The organism is Xenorhabdus ishibashii, assembly GCF_002632755.1.
GTDB lineage: Bacteria > Pseudomonadota > Gammaproteobacteria > Enterobacterales > Enterobacteriaceae > Xenorhabdus > Xenorhabdus ishibashii.
The window spans coordinates 2,321,911-2,345,243 of sequence record NZ_NJAK01000001.1 but is presented as its reverse complement, the minus strand read 5'-3'; the positions used below and the strand labels follow the sequence as shown (position 1 = coordinate 2,345,243).

Genomic DNA, 23,333 nt, shown 5'->3' with positions numbered 1-23,333 from the left:
TTGCAGTTCATTTTTACCTTATTCAGTAGATCGGGTATTTTCAACCACGCGTTTTCTCATTTTATGAGCCGGTGGTTTCATCATTAATGTTACGGCAAGAACAACAAATACGGGGAGGGCAATAATCAGGAATGCAGAGGTAAAACTGCCTGAATAATCTTTGATAGCACCCGCAAAAAAAGGCGCCAGACAAGCCAGAGTGGATATCAGGTTCATGATAGAAAACAGTTCCAGATAAGGCTTGCGGCCAAAGTAGTTAGCGAGTAAGACACTGGAGGCAAGGAAGGTCATGCCATATCCCATCCCGACGCACACCGTGAACGCAATCAAGAATAGCCATGACGAGGCAATACTCAAAGCAATTAAGCCAAGAATAATGATAGCCAGACTACCTATCAGTAATTTCTTCGGATCTATCCATTCCCCGACTGCGCCCCCGATCAATCTGGAAAAGGCATTGATAAAGGCCATTGTACTGAGTAATCCTGCGGCGATGGCTTCGCTGAAACCATTTTCGATAATATGGGCAACCGCAAAACTGTTGACGGTAATGCCACACCATAAAAATGCGGTGTAAGTTGCTGCAATCACATAAAATTGCCATGTCCGTAGTGCCTGACGTGCGGTCCAACGTTGCCTAGTGCGATAAATACTGGGAGTATCCTGATTGCTATGTTTCTGGTTTACGGCCTTGGCGTGAGCAACTTCCCGTTTACCTTCCCGAAGAATGATAATCGTCAGGATAACGAAGATGGAGAGGATAATGGCGGAAATCATCCAATGCATTCGCCATGTTCCCCAAATGCGGCTTGCCAGAAAGTAGATCCACGGGCCAATTACCCCACCTAGTCCACCTATCGTGAAGTAGAAACCAAAAGCCAGGGATTGTTTCTCATATAGTCGTGAAATCACATAGGTGCCTGGTACTGTCGCCAGAAAAGTAAAACCGACACCAATTAAAGCCGTACCAAGAAAATACGATGAAATAGCGTATGTGTGATAAAGATTGTAGAAACCCGCTAAAAAAATCAGCAAGCCGATAAACAGGGTAAAGCGAACGCCAACTCTGCGGATAAATATTGTTGGCAGAAAACTGGATAGCCCGCAAGTCAGGCCAAGCAATGTGAATCCTAGCCCTGCATTTGTCCAACTCCAACCTAGTTCATTAATCATACTCGGCAGGACAACACCCAATGACGTAAAGGTTGTTGCTGTGGATAAAAAATAGACTATGCCTAAAAGTATCAGCAAAAACCACTGATAAGTACGCCCGAATTTGTCGTGTTGAATGGACATTGTGACCCCATCAAGGATATAAACGATTAAAAGCGGCTCTATTTTATGTGTTTATTAGAAAAAGCTGTATCGAATAAACACACTATAGCTAAATTGACTCATGAGAAAGCCAGATGTATCTTTCGCCAATCAAAGCTGATACCGGGGAAATAGTCATATTTTTTAAGTTATTGGTTTTGGCTATCCATTGAGCAAAAAGCATATTCTTTAATGAACCATAGGACAGATCATACCCTGTGATTTTGCTGGCACTGAGATTTGGCACAAACTTATAATAATAGGTGTTACTGCCGCCTTTTTAGAATGCAGCGCTGTTTTTTATTTTTATAAGGTTTTATTTCATATCTTCTTATGCAAGAGTACACCAAAATTATTTAATTATAATTAAATAAAATACATAAATCGTGATAAAAACATTGAGATTAAAATAATTTCATCTTTAGCAAAAGAGGTTAAAAATGTGTCCGGTATTTCTTGACCGCTACATAACAACCGCGGTGGCAGGGATACAACAGTGGTTCACCACCGCGGAATATTATCATGGGTTGTCACATTTGCATCAGATGTTTTGCAATATTCCAACACAATGCCGATTGGCTAAACTTTCCTCAGTTAATTGTCATGGTTAGCTGTTGCTTGTGCTTAGCGGCTAGTCCATCCTTACAAGCCTGTTCACTACCGTCACAGGTAAACTTAATTGGAAGCTGACATATTGGATATGTTTTTAAAAAAAAGGTTCGCCAGACGTTATCTATATCATCGTTACTATGGTCAAATATTACACCGCAGTGGATTGTATTAGAACCTTGAGAATAATCAACAGACCAGACAATATCTTTTGTGTGATCATAGCAACCGCCAAATAGATTATTACTATCTTCTACATCAAAGGAGATATCTTTTTGAGGTTTTAATTTAATGGGAGATGGTCCAGTATCATACATGCAGTCGTAGTTTGTACGTGTAATAGTCACTTCGGCAGTGTTACTATTGTTTATGAAATGCATATTATAATACGCAGAAGAAACAGCGTTGTTTGCAAAAAACATACTGATCAAACATAAACTATATGCTGTGTGTTTTTTAAGTGATTTCATTTTATTTTTCCTCCATATTAATAATAAAATGGGCAGCAAGGCTGAAAGTTTAAAAATAGTTATATATCTTATGGATTTCAAAATTAATCGCAGACCATTTCGATGCAACTTGAAAAACTACGGGGATATTCATCTCCGATACTTTTAAGTATAGCAGGGATAAATGAAAATAAAGTTTGAGTTTGCTTTTTTAATTGGCAGATATGATATTTTCTTTGTTTGATAAAGTTTATTTGTTTTTTGTCAGGAATAATTCTTTATTTAAAGAGAAATGACTTTAGAAGTATATTATAAAAAATATATAAATTATCATAATGATGAAAAATTCATATTTCCTGTTCATTTCCATTAATTTGCTGAAGCGGCATTCAAGAAACTTTTAACTCAAGGTAAGATAATGAACATTCTTTAATCAAAAACAAATCTATTGATTCGAAAGAATAGCTGTGATCTTATACTCTCTTTTTGAGAGAGAAAACCATGCACTTTGACCTTTTTAACTTCAAGCTAGGAAAGAGGCTAAAAATGTGTTCGGTATTTCTTGACCGCTACAATACGCAGTGTGCTGCAAGAGGGGAAAAACGTCAATAAATACTGTAACGACATACAGTCTAATGATTAATTATTTAATATTTATATAAAAATAATAATCATGGACAAACTTCAAAACACAAAGTAAATATATATAGCCTGTAAGGGCTTCAAATATATTAACGCGATTTGCGGTTCTTTCATTGCAAACGCACAAGGCTGCTCCCAATATTTCTAACATAATGAGAGAGTTACTATGGCAAAACACATCGAATTATCCGCCATTGGCGGCCCAGAAGTACTCCGATATTGTGAATTTACACCTACTGACCTTGCTCCTGATGAAGTACAAGTCGAAAACAAAGCCATTGGCATTAATTATATTGATACCTACATACGCAGTGGCTTATACCCACCAGCCAGCCTGCCCTGTGGCTTGGGAACAGAAGCCGCTGGTATTGTCACTCAAATTGGCTCCAGTGTGACATCAATTAAAGTCGGTGATCGAGTGGTTTATGCTCAGTCAGCCTTAGGTGCTTACAGTGAAATACACAATGTTTCTGAAAGTAAGTTAGCACTGTTGCCGGATGAGATCTCGTTCGAGCAGGCTGCTGCATCATTTTTAAAAGGCTTGACTGTTTACTATCTGTTCAATTTAACACATAAGCTCCGGGCAGGAGAAACCATTTTATTTCATGCCGCCGCCGGTGGTGTTGGCTTGATTGCTTGCCAGTGGGCAGAAGCACTGGGTGCGAAGTTGATTGGAACAGTAGGTTCAGACGAAAAAGCGATGCTCGCCAAAGCAGCAGGTGCATGGCAAACCATCAACTATCGTCGCGAGAATATTGTTGAACGTGTTTTGGCTATTACTGGCGGAGAAAAAGTTAGTGTCGTATACGATTCTGTTGGCAAAGAGACATGGCTGGATTCACTGGATTGCCTGAAACGACAAGGTTTGATGGTCAGTTTTGGTAACGCTTCAGGGCCGGTAACTGGAGTAAATTTGGGTATCCTCAATCAGAAAGGTTCACTATTTCTCACCCGCCCTTCTCTTAATGGCTATATCACTACCCGCGAGGAGTTGGCAAAAGCCAGCAAGACACTGTTTGATTTAATTGCCAGCGACAAAATCAATGTGGACGTCCCAGAAAACCAGAAATTTCCACTGAGTGAAGCGGTAAAAGCTCATCAGACACTGGAAAGCCGTGCAACCCACGGTTCCAGCTTATTGATCCCATAATATCAGACAAAACACCTGAGCGGATTACATCCGCTCTGTTACCATTTCCAATGCTTTCTCTACAATCATAATATCAGCGCCCGGCTTATGGGCGTTTTCACTTAAATGACGACGCCACTGGCGTGCCCCAGGAATTCCTTGGAAAATCCCTAAAATATGGCGGGTGATATGTCCTAAATAAGTGCCTTTTGATAATTCTTGTTCAATATAAGGATAAAGCGCCTTAACCGCATCAACCGTATTGGTCACTGGAATTGTTTGGTCAAATAATTCACAATCCACATGTGCCAGAATGGAGGGATTTTGGTAGGCTTCTCGCCCAACCATCACACCATCCATATACTGCAAATGCTGTTTGGCCTCTTCCAACGATTTAATACCGCCATTAATTGATAGCGTCAGTTGTGGAAAATCTTGTTTCAATTGATAAACACGCGGGTAATCCAAGGGTGGAATTTCGCGGTTTTCTTTCGGACTTAAACCAGACAGCCACGCTTTACGCGCATGGATAATAAAATTATCACAATTGCTGTTTTTCACGACAGTATCAATGAAATCACACAGAAACTCGTAGCTATCCTGTTCATCAATTCCGATGCGGGTTTTAACCGTAACAGGGATATCCACTACATCCTGCATTGCCTTAATACAATCAGCTACCAGCGCCGCTTCTCCCATCAGACAAGCACCAAAACGACCATTCTGCACACGATCAGAAGGACAACCCACATTCAGATTGATTTCATCGTAACCCCTTTCCTGCGCGATCTTGGCACACTGCGCCAATGCTTGAGGATCACTGCCCCCAATTGCAGTGCCAATGGATGTTCTTGCTCGTTATAGGCCAGATAATCCCCTTTGCCATGAATAATCGCGCCTGTTGTGACCATTTCCGTGTAAAGCAGCGCCTCTTTGCTTAATAAGCGATGGAAGTAACGACAGTGGCGATCTGTCCAGTCCAACATGGGGGCAACGGAGAAGCGGGAAGACTTAAATATTCTCGCGTTCGTTGATATTACAGTGAATTCATTATATTTTTGTATCTGTATATTTTCGTGCATTTCAGGCTATTTTGGGCTATTTTTGAATTATTAGCACCCCAAACAGAACCCCATTAATTTGGGGACCTGAATAGGAGAGTATTAAAGATGGCCTACTATAGCATAGAAAAGCGCCCACGCGCAGATGGCACTGTTCGCTATCGTTGCACTGTTGGTGTTAAATCTGGTGGTAAATACATCTATAGAGAGAATCGCACATTCGGAAAGCAGTCTCACGCTAAAACATGGGGTGCTCAGCGAGTGGCTGAACTAGAACAAAACGGAATTCCCACGCAGAACGATGCCGAGAATTTAACAGTCGGTGATTTGCTGTACAAATACATCAATGATCCAGCTTTGGGTGGGAAAGCAGGAAGAACTAAAAAATATGTATTAGATATGCTCTTAGATAGTGAATTAGCGAAACTAGCACTTTCAGAGCTATCAGTTAGTCATGTCATTGAGTATTGCAAACAAAGACATTCTACTGGTGTTACTCCGTCAACCATTAATCATGATGTTAGTTATTTAACATCAGTATTAAAATCAGCCAAGCCAATCTATAACATAGACTATGTATCAAATCCTGCATATGAAGCACGTCCTTTACTAACTCAAATGGGGTTAATTGGAAAGTCTCAACGTCGTAGTCGAAGGCCTGCGCAAGATGAGATCGATAAGCTTATTATTGGATTACGTAAACGCAGTAATCATAGAGAAGGTAAAATACCCTATGAAGATATCTTAAATTTCTCAATTTTAAGCTGCATGCGCATAGGCGAGGTCTGCAAAATCAGATGGGATGATGTAGACGAAAAACAGAGATCTGTTGTTGTAAGGGATAGAAAAGACCCAAGAAAGAAAACGGGAAATCACATGTCTGTTCCGTTATTGGGGGAGGCATGGGAAATAATTCAACGTCAACCAAAAACAAGTGAACTAATATTTCCTTACAACGCCAAAAGCGTAACAGCAGGATTTCAGAGGGTCCGCAACGCCCTAGGCATCGAAGACCTCCGTTACCACGATCTACGCAGAGAAGGAGCAAGCCGCTTATTTGAAGCTGGCTTTTCCATTGAAGAAGTGGCGCAGGTCACCGGACATCGTTCACTGAATGTATTATGGCAGGTGTATACGGAACTGTACCCACAATCGTTGCATGAAAAATTCAATAAACTAATGCAGCAGAAAGAAGAGTAATCCCAAGGACAGCAATCCGCCCTTTAACATAAATGGGCTTTTAAATCCCAATTAACAATGTTGATTAGGATTCTCGGCTCACAGACGACCTTTTTTGGAATTTTCCAAATAAGTCTCGTAGTCATTATGTTCAGTGAAGAAGAAGGAACCTCCGAAGCTGGTGGCTCCTTAAACTAAAGAGATCCCTGTAGTTAATTTCCCCAGAATAAAGTTAAACAAGTGCACTGCTGCGATTTCAAATGACGGCTGTGAGCGGTATTTAATCGCTCCGTTTGAAACGGAAGAAGCCAAAAAGACGGGAAATCCCACCCTTAGCTAACATGTTGATTTTGCTCATTTCTCGCTCAGGGCAAGAATTCTGGTTCTCTGACAGAAATAAGAGATATCAAGGGGTTAAGTTAAAGGGGGTAATTATCCTTTTTAAATGCTAGGTTTTATCAGTCAGCCATAGGCAAATAGATTTTGTTAATATGCTATCTGCCATTCTGTGCCATTCTAACCCAAGAAGTCCTATCCAGTATTGATGAACCGATTTTATTGATGTTCACGGGCGGAGTAGTATCCCACCGCCTTCATGTTACTTAGCAATTGTATTGTTGATGAAATGAGGGAATGAATATGCAAGATAAAAAGCCTGACGTAATAGCCTTAGACGATGATGGCCTTGTTGTCGTTGCAACACCGGAATATGTCAAAGATTCAATCAAAGAAGCTATTGAAGAACACGCCCAAGGCCGCGATCACCCATATGCAACTCAGACAGAACCGGGATTCGTTACGTTAAGTAATGATGTTAGCAGCGACAATGAAATGACCGTGGCAACATCCAAAGCGGTGAAAGAAGTGTATGATTTAGCTAATACAGCCAATCAAAATGCCAATAATGCAAATGATAATGCTAACTTAGCCTTGCCTGTTGGAGTTCCCGTTCCTTGGCCGACAGAAACACCACCAGAAGGTTGGTTGATGTGCAACGGTGACTCATTTGATATAGCAAGATATCCAAAACTTGCTATTGCTTATCCATCTGGTGTGCTTCCTGACTTACGCGGCGAGTTTATTCGTGGCTGGGATGAGAGGCGTGGAATAGATAACGGGCGCCAGATTTTATCGGAACAGACTGATGCGTTGCAAAATATTACAGGATCACTCGGAATGGTAAAAGGGGTTGAGGCTCCGCGCGCGAATGGAGCTTTTCAGGCGAGATTTAATACGATTGACTGGGCAGGGCATAACGTAGGATCATTCGCTGCAAACGGTGATTGGAGTTTTGATGCATCTAGGGTTGCTAGAACCGCATCAGAAACCCGCCCCCGCAATATAGCCTTCAATTACATAGTCAGAGCCGCTTAATTCCGAGCAATAGTCTAACCCGCAACTTCCTGCGGGTTTATTATGTCAACCTCATCAATAATAACCACAAGATACAGTTTTAATTTGAAATATATTTTTTATCACATTTCGATAAATTAGCTTTCTTTTCACTTCACAGATTAGGAATATTCCGATCACATATTAGGGGAAGTGATTTAATATCATGAGCCACTTCACCAATGAATAATAAAAGACAAGAAATAGAACTAATTGAAGGGGTAATCAATGGGATCTCAGCAGGCCTTTACCATAAAATCAGAGGATGATTTTTATTCATTTATCAATACGATGATGAGTAAAGAAAACCTTGACTCAGATCAATTTGATTTTCCTGATATAAAATTCATTGGCTGGCCAACTATTAATATTAATGTAAAAGGGGACCCCAGCCGATACAAATCATCCATTACCGCATCTATGCTATTTGGCATCGCTTCATTAACAGAAGAAATCCAAAGGGCGTATGCTGTAGTTAGATATGGCTCGCAGAACCTACAAAGATTAACGAATGCAGATAAACAACTACTTGATATAGTTTATCATATTAGCGAAGGTTCCAGCCAAGCTAACGGAACCACAGAACACTTAATTAACGGAGCGTCCAGCGTGTTTAGAGCAGCGATAGGCAGAATGACAGGAAGACAGGCATTATGTGCTGTTGTTGTCACCATCATTGCTTGCAGTACGGTTGGATGGAAATTAATCGATGAATACTGGAAAACACAAAGAGCTAGCGCCACAATTCAGGCTGAGCTAGTGAAAGCGTCAACTGGAGCTGTTGTTGAGTCCCAAAAAAATGCTTTGGAATTATTGAAAACTGGCCAGACATCAACCAGCAGAGAAATATTAGCACACGGAAGTGATGGGCAGGCTAAATTCTTAAAGCAACTATCACAGGATGTTACTGTTGAAAGTGTTTCTATAGGAAACAGAATTATCAATCGCGAGCAATTAAATACGTATAATCAAAGGCAATCGATTGATAGAGTGAAGATCACAAAAACTGACGAATTTTACATAAAAGGAGTAAGTAGAATCGGTCCTCTCAACCAAGACATTAGCATCACTGTTACTAACGCAAATACAGATGATACCTTTGTAATTAAAACAACCAGTGATGTCACCACTACAAATGAATTGAAAGAATTCACAGATGCAGTAGCTCAAGAGACGTTACTTACAATAAACTATGTTGAAATCAGAGAAAATAATCATATTTCTGTAGGACAGCTTATATCAATAGTTCCTAAAAGCTAACCTTACTTTAGCCCTCCCTTCGAGGGCTTTTTCCCATCACGTCCCACCCCCCCCCTCACATTCCACACCGAATCTGCTGGCATAAGGGGCATAGTGCCCCTGTATTATTTTGACTCAGATAATCTTTGTTGCTGATTCCAGATAGAATTCTCTGGCATCTGGACACGGACAGATATAGACCGACCGATGGGGATATCAATCGGGTCACCGTCAACGTAACCCTCTTGTATATTTCTGGCGAATGTGGGTGCGCCGATGTGCTCACGATGGTAAGTCATTAATTTGATGGCGCCATCGGGCAGAACTTTGTAATCCACCCAAATCAACGGCAATTTATTTTTGCACAGCGGTATCTCAACCCCACCATCAACACCGCCCCATGCCGCATCAGCATTAAACCCCAGCACGTTTTTGATGAGATAGACGCCCTCGGACAGACGTTCAACCGTCGCGCCTTCGGATTCGTCGTTAGTGGTGAATTTACCGGTCGGGTGGATTTGGATAATAGGGGAACCTTTTTTGAGGTAACCGCTACCATCAACGGTGGTATTGCCTGTTGTCCAGACAGTATGATCTGACCAGGTATCGCCACTAATATACCTGACAATCCGCATCGCATCCGCACCAAAGTTAGGGAATATCAGATACTGCTGGTTTCCTTCATTCCAGCGCAGTTTGATGAATGAACCCCATTGTTCATCCTGATGTGACTTAGGCGTGTAACTGTAAAATCCCGTGGGTTGATCCCCGGCAATATTCCAAAGATAACCTGCATCATTGTTACCAAATAAATCATGGGAACCCACACCAAAATCACCCTGCTTGATAATCTGAGTACCGCCATACTTCAACTGCCCATCATCCTTGAGTTCCAGATACTTATTGGATTTGGAGTTCCCGACATAAATATCATTATCGCTTTTTCCCAACCAACCCTGCTTACTCTCATCCCCCACCATTATCCAGTTCCCGGACGAATGGATAACTTTTTTCACTAAATCCTGCGTGTCCGTCAAGCCAAGGTTGCCCACAAACGCCGATTTATTTGGAATATCCGCTCCGTTCTTGTTCTTATCCAGCATCGCCGCCTGCAATGCCCGTATCGACTGCAACGATACTGTTTGGCCATTCGGCAAGGTCACGTTGATTGTCCCATTCTGTGACATCCATTTGTCCATGTTCTGGAGGAACTGGATGATATAGCTGTTAATCGCCACCATGTGCCTGACCCCATCCGAAATGGAATTCGGAACGGTGGTCTGAATCTGGTATTTTACGTTATTCAGGGTGACGGGAATGGTATCGACCAATACCAGCTCGGTATCGGAGTTCACCGCTTGAATCATGTGGATTAAATTGTTGTTGCCTGACCGGATTAATATAATCTGTCCAGAGGCAACGCCGTTGATATTCGCTATAAATTGCGTGCCCGTGCCGCGGACAATAGCCGAGCCGGACACGGTGCTAATAGTGCCTGCATAGTACATGGTTGTGGTTCCTGAGAATGAATTGGTTATGCTTTGAATGCCAGAATAGTTATCATAAATGCATCCCCTTCTTGGTAATATTGAATTGCCCCGGGTACGTTTTTCGGTAATACTCCATAGCCTGTAATAACTGACGGAACATAACCACTCACAGAAATATAGCCATTAGAATACCCGCCCATGCTAGTCGCATATGTCCTCGCCCGACATATTGTGTTCCCATTTAACGCCACCCACGCCTGTTTGCTTGATTTTGCTGAAATTTGCAATGCGGGAATGACAACAACACGATCGAACGGTGACGGTGGTATAGTCAGACTCCCTTCATACATTGTATAAACTTTCACAATGTCGCCAACGATATTATTAACTGACAATGTTCCTTTGATTTTGCAGTCCTCTTCGATGGTGACATTCCTTAGTGAACCTGATGTCGCGTTAATCTCGCCCCTCGCCTTGATATTACCAAACTCAGCAAAACCGGATTTATCAATTTTCCACCCCGCCCGACCCGCAGTATAATCTCTGGATTGGATGTAATTGCCGATTTTGGCGTTAGTAATGCTGCCATTTTCGATAAACCCGTCCCTGATAAACACCTGACCGTTCTTCACCGTCATAAACGGTTCTAATTTGCCGTTAGCTGGGTTAAAAAACGCAAAGTTGTTGGCAGAAAACCCGATATACGATTCCAGATTGCCATTCTTGAATTCACCGCTAATCACCATGCCACCTGCGTTATATTTTGTGCCGTTGCGGTTAATGGTGATGTTGACGCTGTGGATGGCGTAACCGGCATTCTGACTAAACTCCGCCTGCATTTTGCTACTAATTACCGCTGACTGATCTTTAAACTGAGCCTGTGTACGCTGCTCACTCTCAGCCAGAGCCGAATCCACTTTCGTAATGGCCTTTTTGTTTTCTAGTACACTCGCCTTAATGTCGTTCTGTATTTCCGCTTTCACCTCAGTAATTTGTTGCGCCCACGCAGTTTGTGAGTCAGCAAATACCCGATCCAGACGTTTGATTTCGGCTTTGTTCTCCCCATCCTTCACCATAATTTGATAGGCATTCTCTTGATTGGCCACCCCGTTAATCAGGGCAGCTTCGGCCTGATAGTCCAGTTGATCTTGCAAGCGCTTACCCTGTCCAGCGTGATATTGCGTCCATTCACCGAACTCACGCGCCCACCCAATACACGGCCGGAAAACATTTCATCGGCTACCCCGATGATGTAACCAGGCAACGGGATTTTGCCATCCAGTCCCACCGTAAACGTGACCATCCGGTCATATTCGTTGGTGAGCAATACCCATTTACCACGCCGTTGTGCCTCACTTTGGCGGGTACACCCATCCTCTTGTGACTGGATATAGACATTGCAGGTGTGGCGCGGCTCTTGTCCTCCTTTACCATCAGGCACGAGCTGATCACAGTATTGCGCAACGCGGTACAAATCCCATTTTGCCAGACTCAGGTTTTCAGTCTTAACCCGTGTACCGATGCTGAACCGATCATTGATCATCAGGTCGTACAATATCCCATTCCGACACACTGCCGATATTGTGGCAGGCATGTGATGATTGAACATCACCTGAATGTTTTTAAGCGCATCCACGATAACCGCTGGCCTTGGTTATATCACTGCTGGACATGTGGTGCGCGTGTCAGTATTCATCCGGAAACCGATATCCCAATGGGGTCACTGGCGGATAAGAAAACCCGACAGGCCAGAGCATCGGCACATCGGTATTTCGATGATGTCGTGAGGAGTCGTAATTTAGAGCGCACGGAAGCGTATCAATGGTTAGCAAGTCAATTGGACATCAGTTTCAACACCTGTCACTTCGGCTGGTTTGATACTGATATGTGTAAGAAAGCAGAGAGTATATGCAGGAGGTTTAGGCAATGACAGATTACAAATCACTATATGAAGCAAGCCAAAAAGAGATTGAAATCCTTAAAGAAAAAGCAGGTATTACATGGAGCGGAATTCCTATTTCTGAAATTAAAATGCCAGAAATTGCAGGTGACAAGCAAATTATAGAAGCTACTGTTTGGACAGAATTAGACTGTGATCCAAAGAATGGTGAGTTTTCAATTTATATCAAACCATTAAATGGTTCAGCAATTGATAGTGATACGTATGAATTAGTTCATCAAGAAATATACGAGTCTATCTGTAATGGGTCATTGAAAATAAAACCAGAAACTGACTATAGGGTTATATGTTATGAATCTGGTGAGCGTTGCGATGTATTTTGGGGTAAACATTTCATATTACTACCAAAAACTATAATTACGGAGAAATGGGATGACTAATTCAGATTTATGCAGAGAAGCGTTTGAGAAATTTCTTTTAACTGAGTTTCGTTATTCTGAAAATGCATTAGAAAAAGATAGTAATGGGGATTATTTTAACATGCCAGCCCAGATTTATTGGGAAGCATTTAAGGCTGGATGGGAAGCATGTAATGATATTACCCACCCCAACAAATAGCGAGAAATAATATGGATATCATCGACGCAGCGAATGAATTAAATGAGCTGAATATATCTCATGCCCTCCAGAACAGACCACCAGCATTAACCAGTGTCAACGGTATGTGCAGATGGTGTGAGACAGAGGAAGCAACACATGGGGCATTCTGTAGCAGAGAGTGCGGAGAGGATTATGGGCGGGATAGGCGGAAGAATGACAAATACAAACAATGACGACGAAATTCTACAAATACCCAGATATCTATTGCATGAATTGGTTGCCGAATATGACTCAATGGTCAGGCAGTATAAAGAAACATACAAAGGTTATGTAGATATTACAGGTTCCAGATGGAATCTGGAATTGGAATTATATATGAAGCCGTTAAATGAATCCAAGAAAATATTAGGATGGGAAATAAACGATGAGTGATTTCGGAGGCAGTAATACACCCAAAGAACTTCGCGACCTCTGGCAAACCCCACTTCCGTTATTTTTAGCTCTCGATTTAGAATTCAGATTTTATTTAGATGCCGCCGCCGATGCTCAAAACACCCTGTGCGCCCATTATCTCACGGAACGAGATAATGCACTGGAATGTGATTGGGTGAGCTACGGTTCTATATTCTGTAATCCACCCTATTCTAATATTACGCCGTGGGTAGAAAAAGCGGCGATTGAATGCCAGAAGCAATTACAACCAATCGTTATGTTAGTCCCTTCTGGTACTTCTGTGGGTTGGTTTAAATTAGCAAGAGAAACAGCGGATGAGGTCAGATTAATAACAGGTGGCAGGATTTCATTTATTCCAGCGAACTTAAAAATAAAAGTCAGCAGGAATACAAAAGGTTCCATGTTTTTAATATGGCGACCATTTATTACTCCGCGCAAGTTAATAACTACTGTAGATAAAGAACACCTATTCAATATAGGTAATAACGAAATAAGGAAAATGGCATGAAAAACAAATTGGAAGATTTGAATAACCATTTGTTCGCTCAATTAGAGCGGCTATCTGACGAAGATATCCTGAATGAACAATTGGAAATAGAATTTCGCCGTGCAAAATCTATTTCAGACATCGCTACTCAGATAGTCAATAATGGTAAACTGGCGCTTGATGTTAAAAAAGCCATCGGTAATCAAGATGTAGATTCTCTACCTAAATTTCTAGGTGGGTAAAAATGGCTCATAAATACACTGATAAAATGAAAAATTGGATGAGGATTTATTACGGCTTGCCAGTGCCAGAGCTGACTGCTAAATTCAATGAACACTTCTCTGTTAATTACTCCAATAAATCAATTCACAATTTCAGAAAACGATTAGGGTTACGCACCGGACGAACGGGACAATATACAAAAGGTAATATACCTCATAATGCGGGAACCAAAGGATTAATGAAACGTAATTCAGGTTCATTCAAATCAGGTAGTTCGCCTCATAATACCCGTCCAATAGGGTCTGAACGAATTAACAAGGATGGTTATATCTATATAAAGGTGGATAGTCCTAAAATATGGAGACCGAAACATCAAATAATATGGGAAGAGCATCACGGTGAATTACCAGCAGGAAGCATTGTTATTTTCAAAGATGGGGATAAGAAAAATTGTCATATCGATAATTTACTTATGGTTACCCGTCGGGAAAATGTGATTTTAAATAAATTTTACCCCAACACACCTGCTGAGTATAAACAAACCACTACGTATTTAGCACGTATAATGATAGCGATTAATAATAAAGAGAGAGTGATATGAAAGTAACAATTGATGTACCAGATAGCAAAGACATTCCGTTAGCTATCGGCGCAGTTCAGGACCATTTAAAATCACAAGATCGGGAAATAAATATAACCATCCCTTTTTATACAAATACGGGTCGCTCAGGTCGTATCAGAGAATCACATAAAGGCAATATCACGTGTCGTATCTATGACTAGTGAGTTCGAGAACGCAAGGAGGAAGGTGGCGAGGGATTGCCTGAAAGAATTAACCGCCCTGCCCAAATACGACGATACCGCAGTAACCGCAATTCTCGATAAGTACACACCCAAATTTAAACCACTCAACCACATGAAGTTCAGCGCTAAATCAGTGCTGGCGTATTATGTGCGAGTTATTCAGAAGGAGATGAAGGATGAGTAATTTTATGGATACAGAAGAAATCGCAAACTTATTCAGGAGATCTAAATCTACTATCCAACGGTGGAACAGCATCAATGGTAAGACTGGTAAAAAATATAAGCCAGACTTCCCAGACCCAGATGTAAAATCTTGTCCCAACCTCTGGGCTAAAGACAAGATCATGAAGTTTGCAGGACTATCCGGCGATTAATAAAGATACCTTATCATCACCATATACGATAGTTTCAACTTTCGCCCACCATAAGCCATAGGCTTTCCTTTGTTCAGCTATATAGTAACTTTTATCATACACCTGCCAAACACCCGGTAATTTGTGACCTAACATAATTTCAGCAACATGGGGGTCGGTAAAATCAGAAAAGTTCGTTCTGGCGGTTCTTCTTAAGTCATGGAGAGACCAATGTGGGAATTGGTAGCCTAACTTTTTCCATGCAAATCTCATTAAATTGTATGGCAAAGAACTTAATGAGCTTCCTCTTATCTTTTCATTACTTTTATCTTTTGTTATTAAATATTTTGACCCTTTACTCATACCCATTAATTGCCTAATCATCTCTTCTGCTTGAGGGATGATTGGGCGAATTAGCGGCCTTCCCGTAGAAGAGCCAGTTTTATGGCTTTCTGGCGGAATGGTCCATAACTTGTTATCAAGATCAAAATGACTTATTTCAGCATTAATCAATTCACCAAGCCTACAAGCAAAAAGCAGCAGTAATTTAACAAGTAGTTCATATTTTAATGATGCTCTTGATTTTTCTAATGCATGGAACAGAATTTTTATTTCTCCATCTTCCAGCACTCTAGTTCCTTCTCGCTTACTAACCCCTAGATCCTTCCCCGTCATCTGCATCAGAGGCTCACCGAGTATCAATTGCCTCTTTACTCCCCACTTGTGGGCTTGCTTTGTATTTATGAGTATTCTGTCAGCTATTGATTCAGAGTGTACGGCTAGCCCTTCCAATAACTCTAACCAATCATGTAATGTGGTTAAACTGTGCGGCCTATTACCTATTTTTGGAAAGACATGCAGCTCAAAAGAGCGGATTATCCCCACAGCATCTTTTTTGTTTTTTACGCAATATGCCTCATGCCATTTCCTGATAATCCCCTCATTTGTTTCTTCGGTGAAAGCAGTTATTTTTTGCTGCTTTTTTACAAATCTAGGGTTACGATTGGATTCAATTTCCCCCTTGAGCCTAACCACCTCATCTCTGGCATCTTTCAGAGTTGTTGCCGGGTACGTGCCAATATCGACTCTTTCGCCTTTACCACTCCACTGAAATCGAAATTGGAAAATCACCTTTCCTTTTGGGGTGATCCTGACAGATAAACCGTCTCTATCCGATTTAACTATCTGTTTATCCCTTTCTTTCCCAACAACAGACCTAAGCCACGTATCTGATAGCGCCATAACCCACCTTGTACATAATTTTATGCGTCAATGGCTTGTTATAGCATTATGTACAAAACTCTGTACATAAAATTATGTACAACACTCGAAGCGAGTTAGATTCATTTGAAAATAGTCAGAACAAAAATAACACCAAGCTGACCACTTTTACTGAATTGAAAACGGAAAAGTAAGAAAATATGAAAACAGGTGCAAACAATTAAAAACAGATAAAACCAGATCAATGATTGGGGTGAGAAATTATTGCAAAAGTGCGCCGTTTCGCGACTTCCTGCTGAAATGAGGAATTTGACATCAATTAGAATCTTCTGGTTCGTAGGCGGATTGATATCACTTGGAAAGCGCCTCCTGATGGCGCTCTACTTGCAAATCCGTCGTGTTAATCGTGATTGGCGTTTATTTTCGCTGAACTTGGATTTATAAACAATCAGTGATTTTTGGGCTTATTATCCAAATCAACTTAAAACAACGGCAATGCCATAATAATGGCATCTTCCTTACCTGCCGCAGTCGGATAATAATTCTTGCGGATGGAAACTTCATTGAAGCCCATATCTTCGTATAAACGAATAGCAGTCTGGTTAGAACGTCGCACCTCAAGCCACAATGTATTGATCTGTTTTTCAGGTAATATGTTGATGAGATACGCCAACAATGCCCTGCCATAGCCCCGTGATTGATATTCAGGATGAATAGCGATATTAAATAGTGTTGCTTCATCCATGACATACTGTGTTATCGCAAAACCGATAATCTGGTCATTCTGCGTTATCTTATAGTTGAGATAACGTTCTCCCTGATTGGAGTAAAAGGTTTTTTCACTCCACGCAAATGTATGACTGGCCTGCTCTATTTGAAATGCAGCGGGAAGATCAACGGGAGTTAATAGAGAAATATTCTTCATAATGGTAAATTTGTTGCCAAAGAGCGCGTTTTGCATTCCCATCAAGAGATAAGTCATTTAATGCTGGGCTTCTCAAAGAAATCCCTTGTACTGGTAAGGTAATATCAACCCCCAACAGCCAGCTTGGGCAGTAGATTGATCCCGAAAGTAGCTCAACATCTTTGGTCGTGATGCAATATACCGATGAGGCATCGATCCCCATGGCTGTAAAAACATCAGCAAACAATGAATGACTTAAGTCAATGTGATCATGACTAATGATCAATAGACGGGTTGAATCAGGGATGAGGACAGATAATTCGCCTTGCAAAGCCATCGGGCTACGCAAAACCCATTGGGTAATCCCCAGGCGGGAAAGTAATCTGTCACGCTTTGTCATCGTGTTTTATTCCATCTGCCATAAAAAAATAACAGGTAATATATTATCAGAGGGCTTATTCCTGCGCCAACCAGCTTGCCAATACTGCCCGCTGATATTCAAATAAAGATTTATAAGGAGCTATACATAGATGTCAGTATTAACCCCGGCCAGCGAAGTTATCCTGCGCCATCATGAACAATTTCGCTCTCGTCATCTGCTCTTTGCCGGTGATCTTCAGGATAACCTGGCAACGGAAATCGAAGCTGCAAGTGTGCGTGTGCATACTAACCAATATCACCACTGGCAATCGCTGATCCGTCAGCTTGGTGACAATGCCTGGTTTGGCCTTATAGCGGACAGCACATTTATCAGTGGATGTGATACGCTGATTTATTATTGGCCAAAAAGCAAACAAGAAGCGCGTTTCCAACTACGCAACCTATTTTCTATCCTGCCATCCGGTACTGATATCTTTATTGTGGGTGAAAACCGTAGTGGTGTACGCAGTATTGATAAGTTAATGGAAGGCATCGCTACTTTCCGCAAAATGGATACAGCACGCCGTTGCAGCCTGTTTTACGGTCAATTGAAAAACCAGGTTCAGTTTGACCAAAACAATTGGTGGAACAGTTATCAGGTGGAAGATGTCACCGTCAATACGCTGCCCGGCGTATTTAGTCAGGATGATTTAGATATCGGCAGCCGTCTGCTGCTTTCTACTTTCGATGCCCCTATCTCTGGCAGTCTGTTGGATTTGGCTTGTGGTGCCGGAGTACTGGCTACCGTCTTGGGTAAAAAGAACCCCGATTTGTCCCTGACATTAAGTGATGTCAATGCTGCCGCCATCATATCAAGTAAAGCGACCCTGCAAGCCAATAAGCTGACAGGCAATGTAGTCACAAGTAATGTGTATTCTGCCATTGAGGAAAAATTCGACTGGATCATTTCTAATCCTCCCTTCCATGATGGCCTGAAAACCAACCTGGTAGCGGCTGAAGATATGATCCGCATGGCACCAAATTATCTGAAATCCGGTGGTAAATTGCGGATCGTTGCAAACGCTTTCTTACCTTACCCTAATCTACTGGATAATGCTTTTGGCAGCCATAAAGTCATTGCGCAAACAGGTAAATTCAAAGTATATCAAGCGACTAAGAAATAACTGGGGTAGAAAACGCAATTCCTGTGTTGCCTGCCCAAATTTAACGGGCGGGCAATCGCTATTTTCGAACATTTTATTTTTACCTTTGCCAAATACATCGACATGCCGATTTTTACACCAATCACGCGTTTTCTCCCTAAATAATGATTGACGCCAGCCATAAAATCTCTAGAATGCGCCCCCATGCTATTCGTTTAAGCGATAGTATCTGAATACGCGAGGGTGGCGGAATTGGTAGACGCGCTAGCTTCAGGTGTTAGTGTTCTTACGGACGTGGGGGTTCAAGTCCCCCCCTTCGCACCAAATCAGATAGTTATCAATTAAACAAATTAGATAAATGGCAGTACCTGCGAGGGTGGCGGAATTGGTAGACGCGCTAGCTTCAGGTGTTAGTGTCCTTACGGACGTGGGGGTTCAAGTCCCCCCCTTCGCACCACTGTTACATTTTTCTTCTCTTTCTCGTTGTATCCCCAATCTTCCTTAATGTCCCAGATAGCGCAAGCAGGCGAACAGACTGCATATAACGGCAATACCGGCAGGTATTAGTAGAAAATGACGCGCATTACGATGCAGTAACAGAACAAGTGTCAGCAGCATGGCGGCTTGAATGACAAACTTAAATTGTTCTATTCTTGCACCGACTATTTCCAACACTGATACAATCACTACCGATGCGATCAGGCTGGATAACAGTAATCCCCAAAATCCCGTCATACCTTATCCCATCATGTTTTGGCAAAAAACAGTTTTAACTTCCACTTTGCGCTAAACATAGTCAGCCACCCACTATAACAATAATGATTCTCAATACCCTATATGGTAGCGAATTAATCACAAGTTGAAAGTCAATGACAGGGATTATAAGCAAGATATGATTATTTTAGCGCCATTGCATCACGTATGGTAAAGAACAGATCGGTCTGATCAGTCAAACCAACAACATTGGCTGCGTGTGGACCATAAGCGGCAACACGTAGCTGTGTACCGGTATGTTCCTGTCTATCTCCTTCCGAATTACCATAGTTTACGGTCATGATTGCGCCATCTTTTGTAATCAGCGATCGAGTCAAGCCGGGTGATTTGACATCAGGCTCAATGATTTGGCTAGCATGTGCATGATCAGCAGTCACAATCACCAAAGTATTGCCCTGCTCTTTGGCAAACTTAAGGCCAACTTGTACAGCCTTATCCAAGGCTACTGTTTCACCAATTTGTGCACAAGGGTTGGCATTATGATCCTGTTTATCAATCGAAGCGCTTTCCACTTGCAGAAAAAAGCCATTTTCATTCTTTTTCAGTAAATCAATCGCCTTTTCTGTCATTTGCTCCAATGTAGGTGCGTTAGGATCTAATTTAACATTCACTGCACATTTCACTGGCTTTTCATTGATATTACCGTGATAAACCGCTTTTGGCCCTTCCCAGGTGACATCCATATTTCCATCATGGAATAAGCCCAACAAGGGTTGTTGTTGATTAGCATCTTTGACGGCGGCTAATGACTTCTCATCTGTTACCCATTGGTATCCCTGCTCCAATGCTTGTTGCTGCAATGTCTTCCCTTTATTGGCGTCAGCTCTCGATTGCTGGGTAAACGATTTTGCACCACCTCCCAAGGTGACATCTGCACGTGCGGTCAGCAATTGTTCAGTGATAGATCCTTTACCTCCATTTTCCAGAGCATCTGAGGTGCAATACTTTGAAGTTTCTTTAGGGCCGTAGCAGTTACGATGCGTAATATGGGCGTATAAAGCTGCTGGTGTTGCATCCTGAATTTCGGCCGTGGTGATATTTCCCGTTGCCTTGCCGTTCTTTTTAGCCAGCGCCAAAAGAGATTGATGAGGGTTGCCAAAGACATCAATTCCCAATGCCCCATTATAGGTTTTTACTCCTGTTGCCCAGGCCGTGGCAGAAGCCGCTGAATCTGTAACATAGTTGGGTTTCTTCGTCTCCTTGTTTAATGAGTAGTGGGTATATTGCCCCGTGAATGGCAAGGCATCTATCCCTTTAAAGGAACCACCGGCACCTTCGGCATAATTACGGGCAATGGTAATTTCAGAATCCCCCATACCGTCGCCGATAAACAGGATCACATTTTTAGCTCTGTTATTGCTTAATGCAGCCTTAAGCGCTTCAGTTTGATCTTGGGTGAGACGGCGGGCACCGCCAAATTCGGTCATATTGCCTTGGGCTGCACGCTGTTGCGCCATAATGTGATTTGAATCGCCAACAGCCCATACAGGCACTGTAATTCCTGACATCAATACAACCACTGTAGCAAGCAGATTTTTTTGATGATTACGTGACATAGGGTTTTCCTTGCAATCAGATGAATAGGATAAAAAAATCATCATGTTGAGTTGCTCAGATAATAGATATGTCACATGACAATTATTTGAACCTATGGTGACATTATTATGTATCCATCAATAACGCACCATGACTGATTTCAGCTCTGTGTAATGTTCAATAAATGCACTGCCAAACTCACGCCCCATTCCTGAAGACTTCATTCCCCCGAACGGAACCGCAGGATCGACGAACGTATGCATGTTGATCCATAACATCCCCGCTTCAATGCGAGGAATTATACGCATCGCCTTGCTCATATCATTCGTCCATAAGCTGGCAGACAGGCCAAATGGCGTTGCATTCATCATCGTAATTAGCTCTTCCTCATCATCATAACTGAGGAAAGTACCAATCGGCCCAAATGTCTCCTCGTTCATTAATGTGTCTTCAACACGATTGGCTTTAATCACTGTTTTTTTGTAATAGATCAGCCAGCCGATTCAAACAATTTCCTCGCTCCAAAGGAGAAGTTTGAGCCCACACGCCGTGAAAAGCGGCTGAAGCTGCCTGCATTGCCTGATTAACTTCGGTATCTCCACCTTGATTAACCGTGGCTATTACTTCACCAGAAGCCGGGTTAACAATGGAGAAAATTTCATTTTCCTGACCAAGAACAGAGACTCCATTAATATAATGGCCGTGAGAGCGCTGCAAAAAAGTGGTAACAGACTCCAGCAAATTAATTTCACTCATCATCTTTCCCCTGTCTAGTCAGACAATTGCCCATTTATACAAGCCATATAATCGCGCCAGTTTTTCTTGCAGTTTTTGTTTAACAACCCAAAGGTTTGAAGCCTGTTTAGCAAAATTGGCCCGTGAGCCCAGTCCCGGAAACCATTCGCGCCAGTGATGATTAAAGTATGTCCAAATGCCTTTATCTGTTGAAAATCCTAAAAATTCACCCACCACTTCCATCGTGATGGTTTCTGAATCGCCTACCTTGCTGTAACTGCGTTAAATTGTCATCTACCCAACAAAACACCCAAATGATAAAATCTTGCTGTGACATAGCCTTTTGTTCCTTTATTTCTCTATTTTTGACGACTTAAAGTTATAAAGGAGCGGCTATGTCATTTCAACTCACCCTAAAAGTCGAGCATCGCGTGAATTTATTAAAGCACAATAGCTTTGCCCAGCGCACTGTCCATTTCACTATGACCTGCACCGATGCACAAACGTACAAGACAAATATCCTATCGTTAATTAAATATACTGTCACATAACAACACGTAGAGAGATGTTTAAGATGTTTGATACGAAAATTGCCTTTATAGTGCGGGATGACTTACAAACGTGGCAAAAACTGAATGTAGTTGCATTCCTCGCAACGGGTGTTGCCTCATCGGCATCTGAGATTATAGGTACCCCATATATCGATTCTTCTGGTCATAAGTATGGGAGTATGTCTGGACAACCTATGCTTATTTTTGGTGCTGATCTTAAGGCACTTCAAAGTGTTCATAGGAAAGGCTTGGAGAGAGATCTACTTTTAGTTCCTTACGTCTACACAATGTTTTCAACAGGTCATGATGAAGCGAACCGTGAGGTTTTTTTAGCAGAAGATGCTGATAATATGAATTTAGTTGGCCTTGCTGTGTATGGTTCAAAAAAATTTGTAGATAAAGCAATAAAAGGACTATCTCTTCATAAGTAACTATTATGGTTCTGGCGCATTAATCTCTGTCTGGATAATATGGTATTTTTTTATTAGGGAAACTGGAGATGGCCCTGACTCAAAATGCGTTCAAGCTCCTGCATTAGCCTGTTGATATCAGGATCCAGTGCGTTCGAGGGGATCTGACCTACATCTTGAGACGTAATCTGGAAGCAACGATGTCTAAGTGGGAGATTGCCATTTATCATTCCACGTTCTCTCGTTAAGTTCACCGTTTGGTTCCGTTGATTGTTAAACGCTATCAGCGGAGCAAGCCTGAGGTTGGGCATCGGTGGCGAATGGATCAAACGGATATCAAAATCAAAGAACAGTGG

General features: G+C 41.8%; 26 protein-coding genes, 2 tRNA genes and 4 pseudogenes. 18 read left to right on the top strand and 14 right to left on the bottom strand.

What is annotated here, in order from left to right; all coding sequences use genetic code 11:
• Positions 1-18 precede the first annotated feature (18 nt).
• Together Xish_RS11200 and Xish_RS11195 are read right to left on the bottom strand one after the other, a co-directional pair.
• Positions 19-1,296, bottom strand: coding sequence for an MFS transporter (locus tag Xish_RS11200; protein ID WP_167383259.1), 1,278 nt, complete (start codon positions 1,294-1,296; stop codon positions 19-21).
• Between the two features lie 608 nt (positions 1,297-1,904).
• The gene (locus Xish_RS11195; RefSeq protein WP_099117925.1) at positions 1,905-2,393 is read right to left on the bottom strand and encodes a hypothetical protein; all 489 of its coding nucleotides are present in this window, start codon (positions 2,391-2,393) and stop codon (positions 1,905-1,907) included.
• 787 nt (positions 2,394-3,180) lie between these two features.
• Here Xish_RS11195 and Xish_RS11190 point away from each other — a divergent pair.
• The gene (locus Xish_RS11190; RefSeq protein ID WP_099117924.1) at positions 3,181-4,164 is read left to right on the top strand and encodes a quinone oxidoreductase; all 984 of its coding nucleotides are present in this window, start codon (positions 3,181-3,183) and stop codon (positions 4,162-4,164) included.
• Positions 4,165-4,188: 24 nt separating this feature from the next.
• On the opposite strand, the pseudogene dusA reads toward Xish_RS11190, so the two are convergent.
• Positions 4,189-5,225: pseudogene (dusA, locus tag Xish_RS11185) on the bottom strand (tRNA dihydrouridine(20/20a) synthase DusA).
• Between the two features lie 87 nt (positions 5,226-5,312).
• Between dusA and Xish_RS11180 the strand changes: the two are divergent.
• From Xish_RS11180 to Xish_RS11170, 3 genes are all read left to right on the top strand, one after another.
• On the top strand, positions 5,313-6,404 hold the full coding sequence (locus tag Xish_RS11180; RefSeq protein ID WP_099117923.1) for a tyrosine-type recombinase/integrase: 1,092 nt from the start codon (positions 5,313-5,315) through the stop codon (positions 6,402-6,404).
• A gap of 618 nt (positions 6,405-7,022) precedes the next feature.
• Positions 7,023-7,757: a phage tail protein gene (locus Xish_RS11175; RefSeq protein ID WP_244186008.1), complete on the top strand. Its 735-nt coding sequence runs from the start codon at positions 7,023-7,025 to the stop codon at positions 7,755-7,757.
• Between the two features lie 246 nt (positions 7,758-8,003).
• Positions 8,004-9,035 (top strand): hypothetical protein, encoded by a 1,032-nt coding sequence (locus Xish_RS11170; protein ID WP_244186007.1) that lies wholly within the window; start codon positions 8,004-8,006, stop codon positions 9,033-9,035.
• A gap of 104 nt (positions 9,036-9,139) precedes the next feature.
• Here Xish_RS11170 and Xish_RS11165 read toward each other — a convergent pair whose 3' ends face one another.
• From Xish_RS11165 to Xish_RS11155, 3 genes and pseudogenes are all read right to left on the bottom strand, one after another.
• Complete coding sequence (locus tag Xish_RS11165) at positions 9,140-10,522, bottom strand: phage tail fiber protein (protein ID WP_099117921.1); 1,383 nt, start codon at positions 10,520-10,522, stop codon at positions 9,140-9,142.
• Positions 10,523-10,548: 26 nt separating this feature from the next.
• Positions 10,549-11,343, bottom strand: a complete 795-nt coding sequence (locus Xish_RS11160) for a phage tail tip fiber protein (protein ID WP_425275029.1) — start codon at positions 11,341-11,343, stop codon at positions 10,549-10,551.
• A gap of 278 nt (positions 11,344-11,621) precedes the next feature.
• Positions 11,622-12,062 (bottom strand): annotated as a pseudogene (locus Xish_RS11155) (host specificity protein J); the annotation flags it as partial.
• Positions 12,063-12,101: 39 nt separating this feature from the next.
• On the opposite strand from Xish_RS11155, the gene Xish_RS11150 reads away from it, so the two are divergent.
• From Xish_RS11150 to Xish_RS11100, 9 genes are all read left to right on the top strand, one after another.
• Positions 12,102-12,434 carry a zinc-finger-containing protein gene (locus Xish_RS11150; RefSeq protein WP_099117920.1) on the top strand — a complete coding sequence of 111 codons (333 nt, stop codon included), beginning with the start codon at positions 12,102-12,104 and terminating at the stop codon, positions 12,432-12,434.
• The gene (locus tag Xish_RS11145) at positions 12,431-12,844 is read left to right on the top strand and encodes a hypothetical protein (RefSeq protein ID WP_099117919.1); all 414 of its coding nucleotides are present in this window, start codon (positions 12,431-12,433) and stop codon (positions 12,842-12,844) included. The genes Xish_RS11150 and Xish_RS11145 overlap by 4 nt, the downstream gene beginning before the upstream one ends.
• Positions 12,837-13,022, top strand: a complete 186-nt coding sequence (locus Xish_RS11140) for a hypothetical protein (protein ID WP_099117918.1) — start codon at positions 12,837-12,839, stop codon at positions 13,020-13,022. Before Xish_RS11145 ends, Xish_RS11140 begins: the two co-directional genes overlap by 8 nt.
• Before the next feature lie 138 nt (positions 13,023-13,160).
• On the top strand, positions 13,161-13,436 hold the full coding sequence (locus tag Xish_RS11130) for a hypothetical protein (RefSeq protein ID WP_167383258.1): 276 nt from the start codon (positions 13,161-13,163) through the stop codon (positions 13,434-13,436).
• Complete coding sequence (locus tag Xish_RS11125) at positions 13,429-13,965, top strand: phage N-6-adenine-methyltransferase (protein ID WP_099117915.1); 537 nt, start codon at positions 13,429-13,431, stop codon at positions 13,963-13,965. The genes Xish_RS11130 and Xish_RS11125 overlap by 8 nt, the downstream gene beginning before the upstream one ends.
• Positions 13,962-14,186 carry a hypothetical protein gene (locus tag Xish_RS11120; RefSeq protein ID WP_099117914.1) on the top strand — a complete coding sequence of 75 codons (225 nt, stop codon included), beginning with the start codon at positions 13,962-13,964 and terminating at the stop codon, positions 14,184-14,186. The genes Xish_RS11125 and Xish_RS11120 overlap by 4 nt, the downstream gene beginning before the upstream one ends.
• A 2-nt stretch (positions 14,187-14,188) precedes the next feature.
• Positions 14,189-14,767 (top strand): HNH endonuclease signature motif containing protein, encoded by a 579-nt coding sequence (locus Xish_RS11115; protein WP_099117913.1) that lies wholly within the window; start codon positions 14,189-14,191, stop codon positions 14,765-14,767.
• Positions 14,768-14,941: 174 nt separating this feature from the next.
• Positions 14,942-15,154 carry a hypothetical protein gene (locus Xish_RS18615; protein WP_099117911.1) on the top strand — a complete coding sequence of 71 codons (213 nt, stop codon included), beginning with the start codon at positions 14,942-14,944 and terminating at the stop codon, positions 15,152-15,154.
• The gene (locus Xish_RS11100; protein WP_099117910.1) at positions 15,147-15,344 is read left to right on the top strand and encodes a MerR family transcriptional regulator; all 198 of its coding nucleotides are present in this window, start codon (positions 15,147-15,149) and stop codon (positions 15,342-15,344) included. The genes Xish_RS18615 and Xish_RS11100 overlap by 8 nt, the downstream gene beginning before the upstream one ends.
• Here Xish_RS11100 and Xish_RS11095 read toward each other — a convergent pair.
• The 3 genes from Xish_RS11095 to Xish_RS11080 form a co-directional block, all read right to left on the bottom strand.
• Positions 15,330-16,565, bottom strand: a complete 1,236-nt coding sequence (locus tag Xish_RS11095; RefSeq protein WP_099117909.1) for a tyrosine-type recombinase/integrase — start codon at positions 16,563-16,565, stop codon at positions 15,330-15,332. The two genes, Xish_RS11100 and Xish_RS11095, sit on opposite strands and share 15 nt — an antisense overlap.
• Positions 16,566-17,025: 460 nt before the next feature.
• Positions 17,026-17,469 (bottom strand): ribosomal protein S18-alanine N-acetyltransferase, encoded by a 444-nt coding sequence (gene rimI, locus Xish_RS11085; protein WP_099117908.1) that lies wholly within the window; start codon positions 17,467-17,469, stop codon positions 17,026-17,028.
• Positions 17,438-17,848, bottom strand: coding sequence for a DNA polymerase III subunit psi (locus Xish_RS11080; protein ID WP_099117907.1), 411 nt, complete (start codon positions 17,846-17,848; stop codon positions 17,438-17,440). Before Xish_RS11080 ends, rimI begins: the two co-directional genes overlap by 32 nt.
• A gap of 130 nt (positions 17,849-17,978) precedes the next feature.
• Here Xish_RS11080 and rsmC point away from each other — a divergent pair, with 130 nt between their 5' ends.
• The 3 genes from rsmC (at position 17,979) to Xish_RS11065 (ending at position 19,428) form a co-directional block, all read left to right on the top strand.
• Positions 17,979-18,992: a 16S rRNA (guanine(1207)-N(2))-methyltransferase RsmC gene (gene rsmC, locus Xish_RS11075; RefSeq protein ID WP_099117906.1), complete on the top strand. Its 1,014-nt coding sequence runs from the start codon at positions 17,979-17,981 to the stop codon at positions 18,990-18,992.
• 216 nt (positions 18,993-19,208) lie between these two features.
• Positions 19,209-19,295: transfer RNA gene (locus Xish_RS11070), tRNA-Leu, on the top strand.
• 46 nt (positions 19,296-19,341) lie between these two features.
• Positions 19,342-19,428, top strand: a tRNA-Leu gene (locus Xish_RS11065).
• 44 nt (positions 19,429-19,472) lie between these two features.
• On the opposite strand, the gene Xish_RS11060 is transcribed toward Xish_RS11065, so the two are convergent.
• The 5 genes and pseudogenes from Xish_RS11060 to Xish_RS18965 all read right to left on the bottom strand — a co-directional run.
• Complete coding sequence (locus Xish_RS11060; protein WP_099117905.1) at positions 19,473-19,706, bottom strand: DUF1435 family protein; 234 nt, start codon at positions 19,704-19,706, stop codon at positions 19,473-19,475.
• Positions 19,707-19,867: 161 nt separating this feature from the next.
• Positions 19,868-21,301, bottom strand: coding sequence for an alkaline phosphatase (phoA, locus tag Xish_RS11055; protein WP_099117904.1), 1,434 nt, complete (start codon positions 21,299-21,301; stop codon positions 19,868-19,870).
• Positions 21,302-21,418: 117 nt separating this feature from the next.
• Positions 21,419-21,757: pseudogene (locus tag Xish_RS18975) on the bottom strand (aldehyde dehydrogenase family protein); the annotation flags it as partial.
• Positions 21,747-22,037 carry an aldehyde dehydrogenase family protein gene (locus tag Xish_RS18970; protein WP_425275027.1) on the bottom strand — a complete coding sequence of 97 codons (291 nt, stop codon included), beginning with the start codon at positions 22,035-22,037 and terminating at the stop codon, positions 21,747-21,749. The gene Xish_RS18970 and the pseudogene Xish_RS18975, both read right to left, overlap by 11 nt.
• Before the next feature lie 36 nt (positions 22,038-22,073).
• Positions 22,074-22,353, bottom strand: a pseudogene (locus Xish_RS18965) (IS982 family transposase); the annotation flags it as partial.
• A gap of 58 nt (positions 22,354-22,411) precedes the next feature.
• Between Xish_RS18965 and Xish_RS18610 the strand changes: the two are divergent.
• The gene (locus Xish_RS18610; RefSeq protein ID WP_167383257.1) at positions 22,412-22,567 is read left to right on the top strand and encodes a hypothetical protein; all 156 of its coding nucleotides are present in this window, start codon (positions 22,412-22,414) and stop codon (positions 22,565-22,567) included.
• Between the two features lie 23 nt (positions 22,568-22,590).
• A complete protein-coding gene (locus Xish_RS11040; protein WP_099117903.1) occupies positions 22,591-22,998 on the top strand; it encodes a DUF2000 family protein in 408 nt (135 codons plus the stop codon).
• Positions 22,999-23,333: the final 335 nt, after the last annotated feature.